At 38.3% G+C, this 22627-nt stretch carries 9 protein-coding genes and 1 pseudogene; all 10 read right to left on the bottom strand.

Annotated elements, in window-relative coordinates:
* Positions 1-102: 102 nt before the first annotated feature.
* The 10 genes and pseudogenes from D0T53_RS13750 to D0T53_RS09300 all read right to left on the bottom strand — a co-directional run bounded on the left by D0T53_RS13750 (position 103) and on the right by D0T53_RS09300 (position 22393).
* Positions 103-426, bottom strand: a complete 324-nt coding sequence (locus tag D0T53_RS13750; protein ID WP_370457811.1) for a T9SS type A sorting domain-containing protein — start codon at positions 424-426, stop codon at positions 103-105.
* Positions 427-591: 165 nt separating this feature from the next.
* A pseudogene (locus tag D0T53_RS09340) lies at positions 592-2526 on the bottom strand (rhamnogalacturonan lyase); the annotation flags it as partial.
* A 78-nt stretch (positions 2527-2604) separates the two neighbouring features.
* On the bottom strand, positions 2605-4359 hold the full coding sequence (locus tag D0T53_RS09335; RefSeq protein ID WP_163267170.1) for a RagB/SusD family nutrient uptake outer membrane protein: 1755 nt from the start codon (positions 4357-4359) through the stop codon (positions 2605-2607).
* A 48-nt stretch (positions 4360-4407) separates the two neighbouring features.
* Entirely contained in the window at positions 4408-7581 is a 3174-nt protein-coding gene (locus D0T53_RS09330; RefSeq protein ID WP_221411519.1) for a SusC/RagA family TonB-linked outer membrane protein, read from the bottom strand.
* 25 nt (positions 7582-7606) lie between these two features.
* The gene (locus D0T53_RS09325) at positions 7607-9352 is read right to left on the bottom strand and encodes a fasciclin domain-containing protein (protein WP_163267166.1); all 1746 of its coding nucleotides are present in this window, start codon (positions 9350-9352) and stop codon (positions 7607-7609) included.
* A gap of 43 nt (positions 9353-9395) precedes the next feature.
* Complete coding sequence (locus D0T53_RS09320; RefSeq protein WP_163267165.1) at positions 9396-11234, bottom strand: fasciclin domain-containing protein; 1839 nt, start codon at positions 11232-11234, stop codon at positions 9396-9398.
* An 18-nt stretch (positions 11235-11252) separates the two neighbouring features.
* On the bottom strand, positions 11253-12866 hold the full coding sequence (locus D0T53_RS09315; RefSeq protein ID WP_163267163.1) for a RagB/SusD family nutrient uptake outer membrane protein: 1614 nt from the start codon (positions 12864-12866) through the stop codon (positions 11253-11255).
* 35 nt (positions 12867-12901) lie between these two features.
* Entirely contained in the window at positions 12902-16201 is a 3300-nt protein-coding gene (locus D0T53_RS09310) for a SusC/RagA family TonB-linked outer membrane protein (protein ID WP_163267161.1), read from the bottom strand.
* Positions 16202-16276: 75 nt separating this feature from the next.
* Positions 16277-18763 carry a fasciclin domain-containing protein gene (locus D0T53_RS09305; RefSeq protein ID WP_163267159.1) on the bottom strand — a complete coding sequence of 829 codons (2487 nt, stop codon included), beginning with the start codon at positions 18761-18763 and terminating at the stop codon, positions 16277-16279.
* Positions 18764-19372: 609 nt separating this feature from the next.
* Positions 19373-22393 carry a sugar-binding domain-containing protein gene (locus D0T53_RS09300; RefSeq protein ID WP_163267157.1) on the bottom strand — a complete coding sequence of 1007 codons (3021 nt, stop codon included), beginning with the start codon at positions 22391-22393 and terminating at the stop codon, positions 19373-19375.
* Positions 22394-22627 lie beyond the last annotated feature (234 nt).

Genomic DNA, 22627 nt, shown 5'->3' with positions numbered 1-22627 from the left:
GTTTATTATTAAAAAAAATTCAGGTTAAGCACAAATGTGCTATATTCTGACTAAAAGCAAAGAATATAGCACATTAAAAGAGCAATTTTATTTTAGATAAAATCAATTCGTCTTCACAAAACGGAATGTATAAGTTTTACTATTGTTTACAACAGTTAGTATATACATACCCTGTGGTAATGCTGAAACATTAACAGGATACGAAGCTATTCCGCCCGCTATTTTATCATCAACACACATTATTCCCGCTGTGTTGAATATCTTAAGTTGACTTACTCCTTGTGTATTCAGATTAATAGTTAATTCGTCCTGAACCACTGTTTGTTTCAATTCAACATCTCCTCGAGTTATAACATCCTCAATAGCACTACCTTGTGCAAAGGTCACATAAACCGTATCGGAAAAATTATAACCTCTGAAATTCATATCCAAGTAAACAGGCGTAGCAACTTCAGGTGTAAAATCACTATATTTTAATACAGCTTTTTTAGTTGTTTCTCCTGTCGACCATTTATAGGATATCGCATCAAATACAGGATCTAATGTATATGTAGCTTGCTCGACCCTGATATTTTTTTCAACAAAAATATTTTCCAAATCGGGGCCAAAATAAAAGCCTGTATTTGTTGGCTGATTATAAGCCACATTTTGGTAAACAACACTCATTCGGTAAACAGGGTCTTCCATAAAAGTATGAAAACGATAATCCGTTTCATAAGGAGTCAGATAAATTCTGACAGCCTTATTATCTGAAGTCCTCAAAATAACTTCTTCGCGCCAGTCGCCCAAAACATCGGCCTGCAAACATGGATTCGATTTTGTTGAGTTGTTAGACTCACAGCCTGTGGCTTCCATCAATTTTGTAGAACCTCCGGCTGTATAATTGTATTTTGTTACCGATATACCATCTTGAAGTTCGCGCAACAAATCGCCATCCCACCAACAAGCCATGTTCATAGACACACCGCTTGCGCTTGATCGGATTACTTCGCCTGTTGCTCCGGAAATAACTCCTCCCGAACGGCTCGACCAAAACTCCATACCTCTATGGTTAGGATCTATATCGGCACCCATTCCCCGACCAACGTCGTCGCCCGATGTAATCTGATAAATAACTTCTCCGGTTTTTGCATCCCTCAAAGTAGTACCATCTTTCTTATTCTCATGTACACCCAAAACTTCCAAGCCCGGACGCTCGGGAACAAAATCGCCGATATGCATTGCATCGCCATGACCTAGTTTTGTTGTATACAAACCTTTTCCATTGTGGCTAACAGCCATTTGTCCATAAATTATCTCGTCAAATCCGTCGCCATTAACATCGGCAACCCTCAGGTTATGATTTCCTTGTCCGGTGTAACTGCTTAACGAAGAGTTGTTCCATGTATCGAATTTCCACCGTTTTACCAGTTTCTTATTAATGTAGTCATAGGCTACTAATACCGAACGGGTATAATATCCGCGGCACATTACAACACTATGGTTTTCTCCACCCAAGTAAGCAACACAGGCTAGAAAACGATCGACGCGATTACCATAATTATCGCCCCAACGACTCTTAAGTTCGTCACCAGTTTGAGTCATCTTAGGAATCTCGTTTCCGCTGTTATATGTACTATAACGAGGAGGATCATACTCTGTTGTTACAACTTCTTCGCCTGTTTCGCCATTAAACACGGTTAAAAATTCAGGACCTTGAAGAATATATCCACCACTGTTTCTGTAGTTTGCGTTTACGTTGAAGTTATTACTCAAATTATATTTCTTCTTATATTCGGGAAAATAGGCTTCGCCCACAGCTGTACCTTTCGAGTCGATTGTACCTTCGGCTGTTTTACATACAACTTCGGCTTTTCCATCTCCATCCAAATCGTAAACCATAAATTGGGTATAATGGGCACCTTCCCTGATATTAACTCCCAGATTTATTTCCCACAAGAATTTTCCGGTAAGCTTGTATGCCTGCAAAACAGGAGGATCGGTAACCCCGCTTTGTGCATTATCTTTTCCGGCACCGGTGCGATGAACTATTATTTCGAACTCTCCATCACCATCTAAATCGGCAACAACAGCATCGTTTGGCGAATATGCCCAACTGTCGTCTCCGTCAATTTGTTTCATCGGAATTTCGATATACGGATATGTCATACCTAAACCCGATTTAAGCAGGTATTGGGCTACTGTTTCGCTCTCTACCCCATCAACAACTTCTTTCAGATAGAAACGAAGCACACGGTTTGGCCTTTCATCTTCATATTCGAACCATGTTGTAGTTAATGGCTCTTCGTTTAGTTTTTCTTCAGTGGGAACAACCCTGTAAACGTTGAATTTTATCGACGGATCGTCTTTCGACAGATAACGCCACGATATACAGATTTTAGTTTTGCCATCGACAATTTTTCTGTATGCAACCAATCCACGTCCTAAGTTTTCTTTTATTTCATTCGTCTGAGCACTTAATACGGAAGGACAAAACGATTGCAGCCCAATTAAGAGACAAATACTTATTATGTAAAATTTTTTCATGGTCTGTTTATAAATTGTTTTGCCGGAACATAGGTTAAATGCTATTCCGGCAAAACATTTATTATTTAAGTTCTTATATTAATTGTAGAAATTCAAATACCATTTATCCGGATCAGAGAAATTGGGCGCAGTTTGTCCCGACAACTCATACTTACGAGTCATAACTTCACGAAGGAAATCGGATCCGCTACCTGAATTTTCTTTCTCTAAACGGCGGGCAATACGTATAAGGTCTATCCATCTGTGACCTTCAAACCCTAGTTCAAGACCTGCTTCCTTTACCAGTTTTTTCTCAATAAAATGCAACGAATCACTTGCAGGAATAACCACAGCCGGCAAATTGGCACGGTTGCGCACACCTCCATGATCACGCCATGGGGCTCTCAGCGAAGGCTGATTGCTCATACGTGCATCAAAGTAAAAAGGAGCTGGGTAAGGTTTGCCCGGACCCCATCCACTAACCTGAATAGAATCGGCTCTGTATGCATCGCGTCCATCGTTCGGAGTCCATGTAAATGTTGAAGCGATACCATTATTCAAAAATGCAGAAGCAAGTTTATAATAACCAATCCGGTTCACAGCCTCGGCATAACGCAAGTGTAACAAAGCTGCACGATAGAGGAACCATTTACCTTGTTGTTCGAATGGTTTGTCAACCTTATAGTCTGTTAGATATTTAGCAATAATATATTCACCTTGCGAAGTTTCGCTTATACCACCACTTATACCTCTGGCATCGTAAGGAATTTGATTTTTTTGGGCTTCTCCACCCCAAAACTCATTAACAGCATATACCGATGGTTTCAACAGATATTTACCTTTTCCGTAATTTGCAAACAACTCAACAAACGGATATGTAGGAGCATACTTATAATCAAAAGTCATTTCCCATATCATTTCGTTTTTAGCATAACGGTCGTCGGCAGGCAAAGAGAACATATTTTTCCATGCATTAATCAACGACGAAGCATCTTCGTCCAGATTACGTGCATAAATAATTTGGAACCATGTAGGATTTCCGCCTGTATATGTATATGTTCTTACCCTGTATTTTTCGTTATTACCAGTTGCGTCTGCATCCTCGGTTATCGCCATTACTTCGCGATAGGTACGAGCTGCATCTTCAAATTTATCGTTAAATAAATACAAGTCTCCTAACAGACATTTCTTATTAATAAAGAATGGAACCAACGTAAAGCTAGGGCTGGTATTAGGAACCGAACCTGTTATCAGTTTAGAATCTGCATAATCTTCGAGAGTAGGAAGTCCTTCCATAAACAGTATTAAACTGTCGACAAGCTCTCCCACTTCCATCATCTTACCTGTATTATTTACCATGTCATCAACACTCGATACCGGATATGTAATGTATGGAATCTTGTTATAGTGAACTCCCAACTGATAATATATCCACGAACGAATAGCTCCTACATCAGAGTAACGCTCATTGTACTCTTCTAATGTCAATTTATTTTCTTTCTTCATTTTATCGAAGTTATACAAGATGTCGTTACAATATTGTATAACACTATAAAATTGCAATACATTTGCCCACTCGTTATCCTTACCCGGTTTATGCAGGCTTATTTCCATCAGGTCGTCCGATGCGTTACTGGTTACATCCATTAAGTCGCCTCGCAACTCATTCAATACCACTAATGGAGCAGCCAAATCCTGAACTTTACTATAAAGTCCTAAAATCGCAGCATCGGCATCATCCAGATTTTGGTAAAAATCATCTTTTTCTACAGCCTCCTCCAAATCGGTATCCAGACACGAGAATAATAAAGAAGACGACAAGACCAATGACAATATTATTTTAAATGCTTTCATTTCTTATATCTTTTTTAGTTCTAATTTATACACGTCTCACTTTTAATATTACAGTTCAAGCTTAAATCCTAACGACAAAGTTTTTGGATGAGGAACGAAGCTTGCATCAATACCATAATACAATGGATTTGTTCCTAACGAGAACTCCGGATCTTGTCCCTTATATCCTGTAAATGTTATCAGATTTTCGGCAGTCATAAAGAATGTACAGCTTCTTAATACCTTGTAATTGATAGGTAATTTGTATCCTAAGCTTATTGTTTTCACTTTCAGGTAAGATCCATCTTCAATCCAACGATCAGAGAAACGGGCATTACCCATAGGATCTCCGTAAGTAGCACGTGGCATATCTGTAACATCGCCTTCTACTCTCCATCGGTTTCTTACAGCTTTAGTCTGGTTATCGAGTCCCGACATATTTTCTAACTGAGAACGAGTGTAGTTATAAACATCGTTTCCTAACGAATATGTCATAAACACGTCCAAATTCCAACGTTTATAGCTGAATGAGTTAGATATAGAACCAAACATATCAGGATTAGGATCACCGATAATTACTCTGTCTTTTTCGTCAATAATTCCGTTTCCATTATCATCATACGAATCAATAAAACGAACATCTCCAGCTCCAAAAGCAACCCGGTTTTGACCTTGCATAATTGCTAATCCAGCATCGTCGGCATCTTGTTGTGTACTATATACTCCATTTGTTTTATAACCATAGAATACACCCAGAGCTTCTCCTTCGCGGCTCAACACCTCGCCTCCGCAAACCGAAGTTATATATTCTTCGCCCTTCAGGTCGGTAATTTCGTTTTTATAAGCAGAAACCGTAAATCCAAGATCCCATTTAAACAAACCATTTAATATACGGCTGTTTACAGTCAAATCTACACCCGTATTTTTCAGTGCACCTCCGTTAGTCACGTAATATTGGAAGCCCGATGTACGAGGAGCCGTTGTTTGTGTAATCATATCAGTAGTTTTACTCTGATATACATCTAAACTCACATTTACACGTTCGTTAAGGAACGATGCATCAACTCCAACATTAAAACGAGATAATTTTTCGGGTTTAAGGTTCAGGTCAACCAGATTTCCGGGAACAAGACCGAAAATACCCTGAAGATTTTTAGTTTTATAATACTTACGTCCGTTATAGTTTCCTATATCGTCGTTACCCGAAAGGCTGTAACCTACTCTTAGCTTAAGAACATCTAAAGCATCAACACTTTTCAAGAAATCTTCGCCTGTAAGAAGCCAAGCTCCCGAAATAGATGGATAGTAAAGGAAAGTAGACACATCGTCGCCATACCTAGAAGAAGCATCGGCCGATAGAGTTCCGGTTAAGAAGTACTTGCTTTTAAAACCATAATTAACATTGCCGAATATAGATGCCCAATTCCAATTACCGATAAAACCTCCTACTTTATTTAACAAGGCTTCTCCGTAATTAATTGATTTAAAGTTATCGGAACTAGAGTTAAATGCTGTACCCCAATCGTCTTCCGACTCGTTATGCTGATAACGCATACCCAGTTTGAATCCAAAATCATGATCGGTGCCTACCGACAAATCATAAGAAGCAGAACCTTCACCGTAAAGAGAGAACAAGCGATCGACCCTATGTTCCATTTTGTTATTAACAACACCTAATGCTAATGTATCGAAAGCAACTACACCTCCGGGGTAGAATATTTTTTCACGCTCTTTGTTAAAGTTTACCCCAATCATTGCGTTCAGTTTAAGATCATCTGTCAGTTTATACTCACCGTCTATGTTACCAATAAAACGGTATTGAGTACTTTCTCTATCCGATGAATTAACTAACGAATACGGATTAGTGTTACCAAATACATCCACACCTTCAATATCGGGAGATCTGCGCCCATCTTCATTATATTTATTCACAGTTGTAAAAGGAGCTTTTACCAGTGCTGCAAAAATTGGATTTGTGGCTCTGAAAGGACCCTCGTCAACCAAATCGCGCGAACCATAAACAAAACTCATGTTAGCAGTTGCCGTAAATTTACTTGTCAATTTTATCTCCGAGTTAAATCGGGTATTAAATCGTTGAAAACTTGTACTTTTCATCGCCCCTTGTTGATCCAAAAAGCCTATAGACAATGCATATAATGCAGTTTCATCTCCTCCGAAAACATTCAGATAGTAGTTTTGATTAAAACTTGCATCATACAATTGATCCTGCCAATTTGTATTATGATTGTAACGGTAATAATCTGCATTTCCGCTATATCCCCAAATTTCTTTCTGTGGTATAGACTTATCCATATATGGTAAACCTCCTATTTGCGAAGATGACATTCCGCTCGATTGTAAGATATCCGAAAACAAAACCCTACTTTCCGAAGCATTCAGAACCGGAGTATTTTTGGGCTCGAAGTTTATACCTGTATGCATATGGAAATTTATTTTTGTTTCCATTTCCTTTGCTTTTATGGTACGGATAAGCACCACTCCATTACCACCTTTAACCCCATATAAAGATGTTCCGTCTTTCATAACGGTTATACTTTCAATATCTTTAATATCGATTGATGCTAACGGATTAGAGAAATAATTACCGATTCGAGACGATGAATATGCCGAATTTTCGTAAGGCATTCCGTCTACAACATATAAGGGCTGAGATCCTGCATGCATTGTATTAAATCCACGGAGAAATATGTTTGCTCCATTACCCGGCGATCCGGAACGATATACTACATTCAGACCGGCAACCCTACCTTGCAATAAAGCATCGGCAGTTGTAGCTGTGCTAAGAATGTTTTCTTCGTTTACCGAAGTCCATGCATTTGTAACTTTCAAAGGAGAAGATTCACCTTTAGGTACAATCATACTTTGATTTACACTTGAGAACTCTTCCTCATATATTTCAATATCGATAGTACTACGTCCTCTTACCGATATTTCCTTACCAGAATATCCGGGACCGGAAACCTTGAGGATAACATCAGTAGACGGAAGCTTAATAGTATACAGCCCATCATCGCCGGTCATTGCCGACGACACCCCCGGCAAAGTAATGCTTATACCCGGCAATGGTTGCTTAGTGTAAGCACTTTTTACAGTTCCCGACACGGTGTAAGGCATGTCTTTCCTCTCTTGAGCCTGCAAAGCAAAACAAGAGATAAGGAAAAATAAACAGGGAATTATATATTTAACTATTTTCATGGTGTTATACATTTTGTATTTTTTCATTTTTCAATATCACTCATTTAATGAATTAATCGTTCACATCCACTTTTGGCACAAGTTTAATATAATCGAGGAATATTAAACCCACATTATTACCAGTTTCCCTTACGGTATTTGCTACCATTAATGTAGTTTTTCCATAACGAGGACATTTTAATATATCTTTATCTCCGAATGCATCACTTCCGGCAAACATCGATTCCAGATTAGGCATAAAGTTTCTTACTTCCGAATCGCCATCAGTTGTGTTGTAACGGTTCAGTTTAACTTCTTTTGTTGCCGGATCTCCGCCGGCTATCGATGTTGCAGCAAACACTGTACTATTATTAAAGTTGTTTGTTATCGACCCATTTACAGACGAACGGCTTACTTTTTCTTCGTCAGGCAAACTGATTAGCATTTTTTGTGTTAAAGGAAGAGGACGCCAAAGTGTATCCACTACAGTAGTATTATGTTTGCTTTCGTATAATTCTTTATTCGAGTGCCAATCAATATCATCGTGAGACAACCAGTAAATCTCATAATCTACCGAGTACATATCAACTTCAAACTCAATATAGCAGTTATTTGCCGATGCATATGTTGCTGCAGATCCCGCATTGTTATAATAATAAGTATACGTTACCGACGACTCTACCAATTCATCATTTTCATCAAGATATGTATAGTTTACTAAATCGCGGGATATTCCGTTCATCATCATGTCATAACCTCCGCTAGCCCAAGGTCTGTAACGTAATGCCCACGAAGCTCTGTTCGAATACGTACTTTTATAGTCTTCTGCCTCAATAATTTTAGTTTTGATTTTATTTTCATAAATCTTAACGTCAGCTGCCGATATTATGTAAACATATCCGTTCGAAGCTTCGTATTCACTAGTCAAACCATTAATGTCGACTTTTACACCAAATACGGTTTCGTATTGCCCTGCTGCGTTTATCTTAACCGGTAGCAAAACACAATCGCGCACCAACTCGGTCATTAATATCGAATCTTGCTGGTTAACATCGGGGCGAGTAAAATATTTTGCATATTTACTCAAAATACTGCTTGCCACTGTATTATCCATTAAAACAAAGGTAAAACGTTGCGATTCATTATTTATCATAAGTTCATCTAATACAATATTCTTATCGATCCACACTGTATCATATACTCTGTTTCCGTTTTCATCAAATTCGAGGAAGACACTCTTGTCCATATCCATTTCCTTCGAATTTCGGGACACTATAAAATCGACGATATTATATCCGCTTTGAGCTTGAAGGTACTCCCATATGTTAAGTTTAGGAGCAATACCTTCATTCATCAGATGAAGTATACCATTTGCTGTTTTTATATTAAATTTTTCGGCATTAACAGCAGCCCCACCAACCGACATATTGCCGGTTGGTAAGATTTTACTGTTTAGCATTTCTATAGAATCTTTCGAAAAATTATTGTTCGATATTGTGTAAGAAAGATATGCTATATGATTCCTCACAAAAGCACGGGTTGCATCTTCATCCGCAAAGTCCAATGTTTCGAGAGCACTATTCAACGGAGCAAAAACCGTGATAGCTTTATCGCCCGACAACAACTCACTATAGCCTGTCGATTTAAGAAGGGAAGCGAATATCGAAGTTTCGGGTGTTGATGATAATACCTGCATGATAGTTTCAGTTTCCCTGCCATTATCAACTTCAATATGATCGTCCCATTGCTTTTCGCAAGCCGACAAGCTAAAAATACTGATTGCAATTACTAGATTGCGATATATTGATCTTATTTTCATAATTATCTCGTTGTTAAATCAAAGTTTCTAAACACGGTCAAGTTTATTCTTCCTCACCTTCACCTTCTTCTCCACCTGCATTACAATCGGTGTACGGCCAAACTTCACAATCGGGAGTATTTTCATAAACCCAGTTTCCTCTTGCATCCATTTTAGGCCATATCTGATCTTCGTCGAGAGGAATAAAATGGATCATGTCGATGTTAGGCGTATGTTGAACCCACACAAGTGGTTCGAGACGAAGAATATGACGCCCTGTTGTTTGAACATCTATTATACCATGCAAAACAGATGGTAATGCCGTATCGTTAAGTTTAGGTGTCCAAACCTTCATACCATCCAATTCCAAACGTTTCTGATATGCGGCATCCCACTCTGTCATTCCATACGATGCAGGACTATTTAACCAGTTCCATGAGCAGTTTCCAAGAATTTGGTCATCTTGCCCTTCTTGTTTGAATACAGTTCTGAAGTCCATATTACCTACACGACGGAAAGTAAACCAAACCTTGTATTGTCCTTCAATTAACACCGGAGTTTTAAATTCGATCCACTGTGTTGTATTCGAACAAATACGGATACTCAGATAGTCGCCATAAACATAAGGAGGCGAATCTTTTGAAAGAACAGTTGGGAAATCGAAGCAATAATAATGTAATGTTTGAGGAGAACGTCCACCCCATGTAATCTCCGATAAATCTCCGGCTACAAACGTTGCATGAGTACCGGCTTTTCTGAATCCTTTAAGAGCCATAATCTCGGGTTGCTCGGCAATATCCCAGAATATACGGTAAGCTGCACGATTAACAATCTCGATATTTCCTTTTATCTTATGCACAACTCCGTTTGCACACGAAAGGTCTGCGTACTCTTCGTTGTAACGGTCGACCTCGATACCGGGTTCCAATTCCCCATTAATTTCAAATTCGTTCAATATTACTTTATCCTGATCTCTTTGAACCCTGATGGTTTTCTTATCCACCATTGTTTCCAAATCCGAAGCCATCAATAAATCGGCTACATACATCAAACGTGGTACACAATGATAAGCTACATAATTATACAACAACGTATCTTCGTTGGTTATAGCAGGTGTTTTTTCTTTCAAACGGTCTAATAGCTGTTCGATATTAGTAATGCCTACTGATGCAAAACCGTCATTATCCTGAATAAAGAACGTTTTCCATACCCTGTTTCCTAAAGTATCAACATCGCTGCCTTCTGCATCTATTACACTGCCAAAATTAGAACGTTCATAAACTTCCTTCATCAATGAATACTGAATCGGGTCCAAAGCATCTATTATATCCGAGATTCTCATTACAGGCTCGGTTAAAACCGCATCCACAATATGCACATAACCATTGGCTCCACGTAAATCCTTCTCTACAATTCTACCTTTACGGTCAACTTCTATGTAAACTAAGTTTAACTCTGTATCGGCAATTGTTTTGGTTGTTAAATAGCGATTTTCAAAATTAACAGCACTTAAACGCCCGTCAATAAAATCGGCAGTCGACAAAGTATCGGTCACTAAATGATACTTCACCAATTTCAAAGCATCTTCCTGAGTCATAGCCTCTATCGAAGTGTTTTCGGTTCTCAGGTATGCAGTAACGGCATCGTTTGTTGGAGCAAACAATGAATATGTTCCATAGGCATGAACTGTACCTCTAAGCCCCGACTTGTCGATTATGCTCAAAAACATCGACATATCAGCCTTTTCTTCCAATATTTCATCGATCATCAATTCGTCTGACACCTGAAATATTCCATCAGCCATATCTTTCTCGCATGAATAGAAGCTACCCAAAAGAAGAGCCAATATCACGATCTTTGCAAGAAAGAATGACTTTATATTTTTTGCTTGTATTGTTTTCATATCTTTTTCAGATTAATATTATTTCGAATAGAAAGGATTTTGAACCAATGCCTTATTAGTCCTCATCTCCGATTCATTAATAGGCAAATAATGACTATTATAATCTCCTTTCCATTTATTTTGAAGACTTATTGCTTTGTCGGGTTTTGCTGCATACACAGCTAATGTCATTAAATAATCGAGATTTCCGGAAGCATAATTATCTCTTTTCGCATTACGAAGTAAATCGAACCAACGTTTCCCTTCGTGAGTAAACTCTCGGCCTCTCTCGGCCAAAATAAATTGCTCAAGAACCTTCACATCTATCGTCGTCGTATTTCTAAACAAATCTGTACTTTCAGGAGCATTTGCCCTGTCTCTTATTATACGTACACACTCTAAAGACTGTTCTAATTTCCCAACATCTCCGTCCTGTTTGGCTAACTGATTTAAAGCCTCGGCTTTCATCAAATAGATTTCGGATAAACGATAAAAAATCCAGTTGCTATACGATTCGGTACGCTCTCTTACCTGATCGTAGTTACGTCCCAAGCCTACCCATTTCCACACAAGACCTTGATTATACGACACTCCTTGCGTACGGATATCGTACCAGCCCCTGTCTATTTCCGACGAAGGAAATGCTTCGAAAAACAAATAATCGGTATTAGCTACACAAGTTCCATAATCGGGGCCAAACATGTTATAATATGGATTAGCGTAATCGGTTCCAAATTGAAGTTCGAAAATGCTCTCTTCCGAGTTTCCATTTGCATACATATTGACGAAATAATTATCAGCGTCGCCTTCAACCGGATAAGTAACAATTACGGTGTTTCCTGTTGCAGGGTCTTCTGTTTCAACTTCTGTTTTTGCAATCTGAAGAAGAGAATATTGTCCCGAATTGATAATCTGGTTACATTCTTTCAAACAATTTTCATAGTCGCCTTTCCACAAATAAATATCGGCAAGTAACGATTTTAAACTCCAAACGGTGAAACGTCCTTTTGTGTGCTCATTTTCTTTGTAACTATAGGGTATACCATATTCCGAACCATTTTGAGTTCTGTCAACAGCCTTTAAATCTTCGATTAAATAGTCCAGAATTTCGGCCTGAGGTGTTTTGGGAATAAAATATTCCTGATCGTCCTGAATCGAAGCATCTGTAATGTAAGGAACCTGATCGAATGTACGAACCAGATAGAAATACATTAACGCACGTATACAAACAGCCTCTGCTTCGTATTCCTTTAAAAGCGACATCGAGAACGATTCATCTCTTTTTTGTGTTTCTTTGGCATACTCCAAAACAGTATTACAGTTATTAATAACCGTATATATGCTACCCCATTGCGTCATGTTTGTTGTCGAAGATATTTCTCCATTCTGTATATTATTCCACCAATCGGCACCACGAACTTCGTGAGCCTTTATCATTTCGGCACGAGCCTCACCCCATACTACATAACGAAACATATTATTAGAATTCATCATAGCAGCATAGCAGCCCATTAGAGCCGAAAATGCCTCCTCTTTCGTTTTCCAGAATTTTTCACGGGTAACACCATCTTCGGGCTCCAAATCGAGATAGTCACACGATGAAAAACATGTAAGAAAAGCCATTACATATATTAAAAACTTATATTTTTTCATATTCTCAATTTTTACTTTTGTACGAAATTCCATCATTAAAATCCTAAGGTAAATCCTAAAGTAAATTGCTTAGCTCTTGGTGCGTTCGCATAGTCGCGCCCCACCTCACTTAGGCTTCCACTAATTTTGACCTCAGGATCTTGTCCCGTATAATCTGTCCATGTGTAAAGGTTTTGCAATGTCAACCAAACTGACAAATCTGACACCCCAAAATTGTTAACAACCTTTTTAGGTACCATGTATTTAAATGTCAACGTTTTCCATCGCAAGAACGATCCATCTTCAACAAAACGGTCCGATCCAAGCCAGTTATATCCGTCGTTATATAATGCACGAGGTAATAAATCAGATGGTGCATCTGCCGGATTTTCATACGGTTGTCTGAAACGGCGCAATACCGAACGGCTCTGATTATCGAAGTTGTACATTTTTTCCATTTGCATACGGCTCATGTTTATTACATCGTTCCCGTAACGGAAATAGAACCATGCACTTACCGAGAAACCTTTAAACCGTACAGTTGGTCCAAAACCTCCAGTAAACAATGGATTGTAATCTCCCAGATACACAACATCCTGATAGTTTATATTACCATCGTTGTTGATATCCTCGTAACGGGCATCCCCGGGCTGGAATTCATAACCAACACTTGGATATCCGAACTTCATGTAAACCGGCTCTAATTGACCATTGTCGCCCAATGTATAAATATGATTTCCATTTTTGTCGCGGGCTATAGTTTGTTCCTCATTCAGATATACTCCTTTATACTTATAACCATAGAATGCTCCATAAGGCTGATCTTTCTCTAAGCGAATCAAATAGTTTCCATTGTCCTGCCAGTTACCATCAACCACCTGCATGTACTCCGATATCTTACGTAAATAGTTTTGCGAACGGGCTATATTGAAATTAAAGTTCACTAACCAATCCTTGTTTTTATAAGGTGTAGTTTGCACATTCAATTCCCATCCTATATTTTCTACAGTGTTAAGGTTTGCCGTCATACCCGAAAACCCTGAAGATGACGGTATTGCAGTACTACCTAAACCGTCTTTTGTAGTTTTCCAATATGTATCGAATTCCACATTTATCCTGTTATCGAAAGCCACGAGGTTGAATGCCAGATTTTTTTGCGTAGTTCTTTCCCAACGTAAGTCGTTAAGTGCCAACGACGAAGGATAAGTAGCCTTATTACCTAAATAAGTATAACCATAGGTATTATACATTGCCCTAAACATGTCGTTATATTTAGGAGTCTTACCATTTACCCCCCACGATCCTCTTATCGAAAAATCATCTATCCATTTGCTCAAACCTTGCATAAAAGGCTCGCCCGATACCCTGTATCGTCCGGATATTGCAGGGAATACACCATAACGATAGTTTTCGCCAAAGCGCGAGTTTCCATCGACACGCACACTACCATAAACAATATATCTGTCTTTTAATGCATAGTTAAGGTTAGCATAAGCCGAAAGGCTTCGTTGTTGAGATGTTCCTGACGATTCGCGCCCCGATAAATTCACAATACCTCCAACCGAGGGATCTTGTAAAACGGCCGACGGTAAATTAGACGACGCCACATAAAAATCTTTACTTTGGTTATCATAAGTATTTAACCCAAGCAATCCTATTATACGGTGGTCTTTATTCTTAAACTCAGGAATATAACGAACCTGCGAGAACGTTTGGATAACAAATGTTTCATTATCGCTATCAGATGCAAAATTTGTATTAGTATTATTCCATGACAAACCTGTTGCCGTTTGTGGCAAATATTTCTGTCTTTTCTCGTTTGTTATATCAAATGCCACATCCATCTTAAACTGCCACTCGTTACTATAGTCGTATACTAACGAAAACTTAGGTGTAATTTTATCGCTCCTTAAATCATTTTTTCCATCACGGGCAATCGCTATCGGGTTATAAACATTAGGAAAGCTTCCTTGAATATTATTTTGCGGTGTAAAATACTGATCGGTTTTTTCACCATATTCGTTATAAGTATAGATGCTTTGGTTAGGCATTTTTATATAAGCCTTATCGCGCAAATCGCCCTTTGTATTATCGCTTGTTTCAGGAATATAATTAGCTTGCTTATCGGAATGTGTATAAGCGATATCGGCAGAAAAACGTAATTTATCGGAAACAAAATAGTCAAGATTCATACGAGTATACAAACGCTCGAATCCTGTTTCGATTGTTATACCTTTTTGATCCCAATATCCTGTCGAGAAACGGTAACGTACTTTACGGCTACCTCCCGATATAGATACATTATAATCTTGCGTAAAACCTGTTTGGGTAAGTTCTTTTACCCAATCGGTATCCTGCGAATAATTGTAATAGTACGAAGGATAATTGGGGTCGTATGCAAACTCGGGATAAACCGAAGTATTTAAAATTAATCCGGCATTAAGCATACTTTCCATCATCAGGGTAGAATACTCGGTTCCCGAAAGACGCTTTATGGCATCCGGCTGTTTATCAACCGTGAATGTGCTATTAAATGTTATTCTGGGAGCACTTATTGTTCCGCGTTTAGTTGTGATTAACAAAACCCCGTCAGCACCTCTCGAACCATAGATAGCCGAGGCTGCAGCATCTTTCAGCACAGTTATTTCTGCTATATCATTCGGAGGGATGTTTAGTAACTGCGAAAATTCTTCTTCGGTTGCAGTGCTAAGGTCAAATCCCTGATTAGTACTTGTACCCACAGTACTTTCCATCGGAATACCATCAATTACGATTAAAGGCATATTGTCGCCCGTAATAGACGATGTACCACGTATACGGATAGCCATTCCTCCTCCCGGATTACCGGTAGTTCCTACAATATCAACACCGGCAATACGGCCTTGTAACGCATCATCAATTGATGCTGCATGCACTTCGGCTATTTCTTCGGCATTTATGCGTCCTACAGCCATCGAAAGGTCTCGTTCGTCAATTAACAATCCCCCTAAATTTTGTTTTGGCTTTGCAGTTACCACAAACTCGGTAAGTTGATGTGCATCGTCGTCCATCACAATGTTTATCACACGCTGATCTCCTATTCTTACCTTTTTTTCTTTATATCCAATGTATTTAATAACCAATACATTTTTTGTATCTACAACATTTATACTAAAATTACCATCTAAGTCGGCTACCGCACTGGTTATTGTACGATTATCCTTATCGGCTTCTATAACAGTGGCCTGAGCTAAGGGATATTTATCTTTGTCGATTATCGTTCCTCGTATCAGGGTTTTCTGTTGTGCAGATAATCCTCCGGGAAACAATACCATGATACCCAAAATCAAAGACCATATTCTAATTATCTTTTTCATATTTATAATTTTGTTTTTCATTGATATATTACTTCTATTATCTTATATCTTTCAATTTAATAATTAGAGATATCATCATTTTACCACTTCGTATGCGAGGTAACCGTTTATTTCGTGTAAAACAGAACGTCCTGCCATACGATTACTTCTAAACCTATCAGGGTTAGCAGCATTTACCGAACCTCTAATCAAACGTACATTGCGGCTTTTAGAAGTATTAACAACAGTTTTACCTCCAACTTCAACTTTCTGGGGAAGAATACTTAATACATTATTAGCACCTTTAGAAACGCTAACATAAGTTCTTTGATTAATAAGTCCGGCTTCTTCGTCGTTGATACGTAGCATTGTAGAAGGTAAATCCAAATTAGGCGATAAGTAATTATATGGGTATAGATAATCGAGTCCGTCGTCGGCATATACCCTGCCCTGAAGGAAATGAGCCCTCAAAAAATTCGCTCCAATTTCGGCCTTTGTCGGATCGGCTGTAATTTCGGCCAAAGTAGGAATAAGACCTGCTGTTGCTGCCTGATTCATTGATGTATTATTTATCATCAATATGGTATAATAATTTTCTTCGTTTATACCGGTTAGCTCTGTTGTTTCAGGATCTTTTAAGCAAGCTTGTACATAATTTACGAAAGTAGATACATTTGTATTCTCTGATCTTGCCTGATCCATATATTCCCAAAGGGATTTGCTTTTCCATCCGGCATCGACATTCGACTGAGTCCAACGGGGCGAAAACTGAGGCAATTTATCTATAGTAAATACCAATCCGTTTTCATACTCTGCCCAAGGTGTTACAGTAACAAAACTTCCATCCTCGATATTACCAACAGCTTGAATCTGATTGTTTTTAAAACGAATTAAATCGCCATATTCCGACACTCTGAATCCCCATCTGTTATAACCTAAAGCATTATTTACATCGCCTTCAAAAGAATCTACCATCGAATTAAACTCGCCATTGGCATAGCCTTTAAACAAGCCCATACGAATTATCCGTTTCAAACGATCGTCAGCCGAACCTACTCCCGAAGGTATAAGAGAATTCCGGAATGAAGTATTCGTTCCATCGTAAGAAGTAGTGTAACCATCTTCAGTCAGCAATGCATCCGAAGGTAATAAAACAGTATATCTATTTGTTGGATATCCGTTTAGTTGGCCTCTCATCAGATCTTCGCGCAACGAGTTTGCATAATAGTTTGAATAAGCTGTATTAAGCATCGAAAAATCGGGATTCAATATAATCTCGGCAAATACTGTTTCAAAAAATTTGCTTTTCACTACATGGTCAACCAAGTAAACAAAACCGTTACTTTTTATTCTTTTGCTCAATATTCCCGACTCTTCAAAAGCAGGGCCTCCATTTCCCTCTGCATTCAAATATTCGCCTGTTGCATTTTTTGCAGCAGGAAATAACGATGGCCAGATTAATCCGTCAACAAAGTGCGCATTTATGAATGAAGATAAAACTCCTGCAGGTAACTCGTGTAGACTATTATAATATTTCAACAATTTATTTTGAATGTAATCATCCAAAACTTCGTTTGTAGGCACAAGCATTGTATAGCCTTCACTCTCGTTAGTAGTTAGGTTCCCTTCATAAATTTCGTAATTTGGCGAGAAGTATAATCCATTTGGATAATAATTATTATAGTATTTAACATATACTTTATTAACCTCGCTGTTCAATTTTTTATATGCTGTTGTGGCATTCGCATCCTCATAATACAATTTGTAAACCGAATTTCCCGCAATATCTTTATATTCTAACAGATTTTTAAAAGACGCGTATTCCGGTAAATCCAATTCCTTATCCATATTATCTAACGGATAGAGCACAGCAGACACTTCGTGCGCTATACCATTACGGGCAACCATATCCGTTTCCAACAACCGCCCTCCATAAACATTGCGACCTACATATTCTACATCGGGAAAGAATGTATTATAATCGTTAGCCGATAAGGATAGATTATTAAAGTACGACGACATAAACACAGGCATGTATTTATGTTTAAAGTTATTATAAACAGATAGCCCGTCGCTTTGCATAGTAAAATTGCTTCCGTCTGCACGATTTTGGTCTACAACCCAACCGTCGGCTATAGCATCGGGCTCTTTATATACCGATGTATAATAATTTGTTCTTTTTTTCACCCCAAAGCCCGGCATATAAACTTTCTCATCCGGATCGAAAGAATCACCCAAGTGAGATTCCTCCCATCTGGATGTAACCATCGAATAAGCAACAATGGCATTAACTTCTTTTTCAGGTATATCGTCAACCGACGCATAACCTTTTTCGGCAAGGTAAATACTAAACGCCTCATCGTTTGGCGCAAATAACGTGTACAATCCTCCTGATTTTATAACAAGAGCATAGTTTGTACGGTCGACGCATTTCAAATAATTAGAAAAACGCCCTTCTTTTTCCAGAACTTGGTAAAGTGGTCCTTCTAACCAACCAGGCTCATCATAATATTCATCATTATCGTTACATTGAACGAAAGCGATTAAACAAAAACAAAGTAATAGGATATTCTTTACTCTCATGATCCAGACATTAAGGTGTTAGAAATATAAGCTTTCAAATTTTTACAGATAAATTTATTTAGTTAGTAGCATCGCACAGGTTTCAACTAGTCCCTGTTCTTAATTTCCTTTCATTTCATGTAATTCTTTTCATATCATTCATGGTTTTGCGTTTTTTATATTGATTAACATTCATAAGCTATTTTACACACCTACTCTGATACAAATTTATGTGCTTAATGCCAAAAGGATAATGAAAAATAATACAAAAGCATGTATTATTGTATTTACAGTACAAATAATCTTGGTTGTTAAAACATAGCCATTTACCAGCCAAATGCTCGTTAAAAGCAGCCATGCAAAACATTACGAAATCGACATGAATGGGATTTTAGCATAGATGTACAAAAAGACAGGATTAATAAACTAAATTAACAGTGGCGTTTACCCGTCAGCACCCTGATTGATTATTAACAATGCATTAAATGGGGTTACAATGTAATTACAAGCCTTTATATAATATAATAGTAAAAACCCTACTTAATATTGGCTAACAGACCGAAGGTTTAACTTTAACAATAGTTAAATTCCTGATTAAACAGGACTGAAAATTTCTATTTTAACGTTTATTTATTCGTAAAATTCGGCTTCCACAATTCTTAATTGACCCTTCGAATCTAATGCTTTCGGATCTTTGTATAAATCGAGTTCTTTATTGCCTGTCACTTCTATAATTCCGCCAAAGGCATCTTCATCACTACTTAGCCCTATTAATTGTATCTTTACCAAACGCCCCTTTGTTGGTGTTACAGGAATACATACGTATCCTAAACTTTTATCGGTTTCTCCTTTATACACCTCTACATCATCAACAAATATTTGTATCGGATAACTGCGTATCCTCCAACCAGAAAGTTTCAACTCTACTTGCGACACTACAGCATCGCGTTCCAATTCATACTTAATCCAACCAGTACTCAAGCGTCCGTCATTACTCCATTCCGACAGTTCGTTATCGTCATAACTTAACGCTACTTTATCTTCATTACTTCCTGCCGTAGCACCGGAAATACCAATAGGTGTACGTGTCATCTTATTATACGATTCACCTTTAGGAGTAGCCCCACGCGACAAAAAAACAGGCTGATGCTCGCCACTGATATACTCGGACAATCCATTCTTAAAAGCGAATGGTTTAGAGGTTAGAGACACAGACGCCGACTCGAGTCCTTTGCTTGTAGCCGTTAACTTAATAGTCCCGCTTTTCGTTGTAGACCTTATTAATACTCTGTTAACACCACACTCGACAGGAAGCTCTTGCGAAAGTATATAATTACCTTCAACACCTTGAGCCAATCCACCCCGCCATTCAGCCGGACCATCCAGTTTAAACGAAATCATATTATTTGCCAACGGGCATCTTTTCCCGTCTTTATCTATAACCTCTATTTCTACCAATGCCAAATCGTTTCCGTTAGCTAAAAAACCATCAGGAGCGTGCATTTCTTTCATTCTTATAGCTACGGGGTCTCCTGCTGTCGATAATTTATGCCGGCTCAGCTCTTTTTTATTCAAATCGTAGCTAACCGCCTCTAAACTACCGGGCTCCCACTGCACACTCTTAAATGTGTACAGAAAATTATAATTACGTTCGCCAAAACCCTTCGATTTTCCATTCACAAAAAGTTCTACCTGCTCTCCGGACGATACAACAAAAATATCTTTCACGGTCGATGTTTGATAATTCCAGTGTCCTGCAATATGACTGCGGTGATTTTCAACATCAACCCATCCATCCCACATTACCTGATGGGCAAAAAATGCATCTTTAGGTATACGCATTGCATCAACTTCGCCACTACGCCTGAAATTTTCAGACCCACGGTAATGGGTATTCGAATCGGAAAATATTATGTTTGTTCCTCCCGAGCTCACACGTTTCCCCGTACCGGGACGTACACGAAAATAATCGAACCAACGCCTGATTGTTTCTACAAAAAACGAATCCTGATTTCTATTATAAGCACTAGCATCAACATTCTTCTGAATAGTATTAGTTACCGTCGACCTATAATATTTAAGGCCTTCTCCATCTTTATGATATGGGAAAGAATAGTCGTCCCAATATTTACGCAATGCTTCATCTCTACAATATTCGGTTGCCCACATAGGTATATGTGCACTTTTATTTATATAAAGCATCTCACCTCCATATTCCGCTATTTTACTATCAAGCATCTCGCGCGAACCTATAGCCCGGCCTCCATAAGGATCGTATTTATCCCTGATTTCCTTCATCTGAGCCATATGCTCTTCGCTTATCGACTCGTTTCCCGATTCGTAAAAAATAACACTCGGATTATTCCTATTGTATATTATAGCATCGCGCATCAGTTCCAGCCTTTGTTCCCACCGACGTCCATCCACATCTTTTTCGGCATCACCGGCCGGCATTGCCTGCATAAGCCCTACCCTGTCGCACGATTCCACGTCCTGCTTCCAAGGTGTTACATGCATCCACCGCACTAAATTACCATTACCTTCGACTATTAGCTTGTTGCTGTAATCGCTTAACCACGCAGGCACCGACATTCCTACTGCAGGCCATTCGTTACTTGTTCGTTGAGCATATCCCTTAACCTGAATAGTTCTGTCGTTTAACTTTATCAATCCATCGCGAAAGGCTGTTTTTCTGAATCCTGTTCTGGTTTTAACTACATCTGTTGGAACACCGTTTACATTAAGTATCGTATATACATTATATAAATAGCCATATCCCCAACTCCAAAAATTGAGATTGTTAACCCGATCTCCAACTTTTATATTTACAATTTCTCCTGCCGGTACTTTTACGCTTGAAGTAACCATACGTTTTACAATACCTCCATCCATATCTTCAATTACAACCTCATAAGTAATTTCCTTTTCATTACTTGTTTCGTTTTTCACTTCCGATTCGGCATAAACCATTGCATTTGCCCCCGAAATATTTATCTCACGAGCATATACATATGTCCCTGTTGTTTTTAGATTACTGTATAACGGTAATGTTTGATACACTTTATCTGTAACATGCAGATAAACATTTTTAGGAATCCCCCCATAATTTGCATTAAAGTTTTTATCGTTCCACTGATAAGGTTCGTTTGTTGCTTTCTCCTTGTATTCCCACGAATTATCGATTCGTACAGCTACAATATTTTCTTTACCCCCGAAGTTCACATAATCGCTAATATCGAAACCACAAGCCATAACTCCGTTTTCGTGTATTCCGACAGATGTTCCATTTATAAAAAATTCGCCACCAAAACGTATTCCTTCGAATTCCAGAAATATTTTTGAACCTTTATCTTTAGCCGGTAATCTAAAATGTTTGCGATACCATACAATATCCGTAGTATGTTCGTCTATTGCTACTTTAAATGCATCATCTTCGTTAAAAGCACGAGGCAATGTCACTTTTTTCCACGATGCATCATCGTATTTAACCCGGTAAGCCTCAGGTAAATCGCCAATATGAAGCATCCATTCCATATTAAAGTTGTATTTAACGCGTTTATTACCTTTAAAGGTAGCACCACTAGCGGGTGTTTGCGCGCACACAGTTAAAATAAAAAAAAGAAGATATTTTAGTAATAAATTCTTATTCATGAATCAGAATATTAGGTTATCAGATTATATTCAACATTGCAAATGTATTATATACAGGATACTATAAAAATGGAATATTGTACATAATAAACGAAATTTTAACCGGTTCTGTTCCATTTATACACGAAATAGCTAACAAACACGAGTCATAATACCGCTATTTAAGAAAAAAAATCAGGAGACATTGCAACCCGATAAGGCACTGTGCAATATAGAAAAAAAGCTTTTGAGAAT

Origin of the sequence: Dysgonomonas sp. 216 (assembly GCF_010501065.1) — a bacterium.
Taxonomy (GTDB): domain Bacteria; phylum Bacteroidota; class Bacteroidia; order Bacteroidales; family Dysgonomonadaceae; genus QVMM01.
Note: the sequence above shows the minus strand (reverse complement) of the source record. Positions and strands in the feature narration are given on the sequence as shown.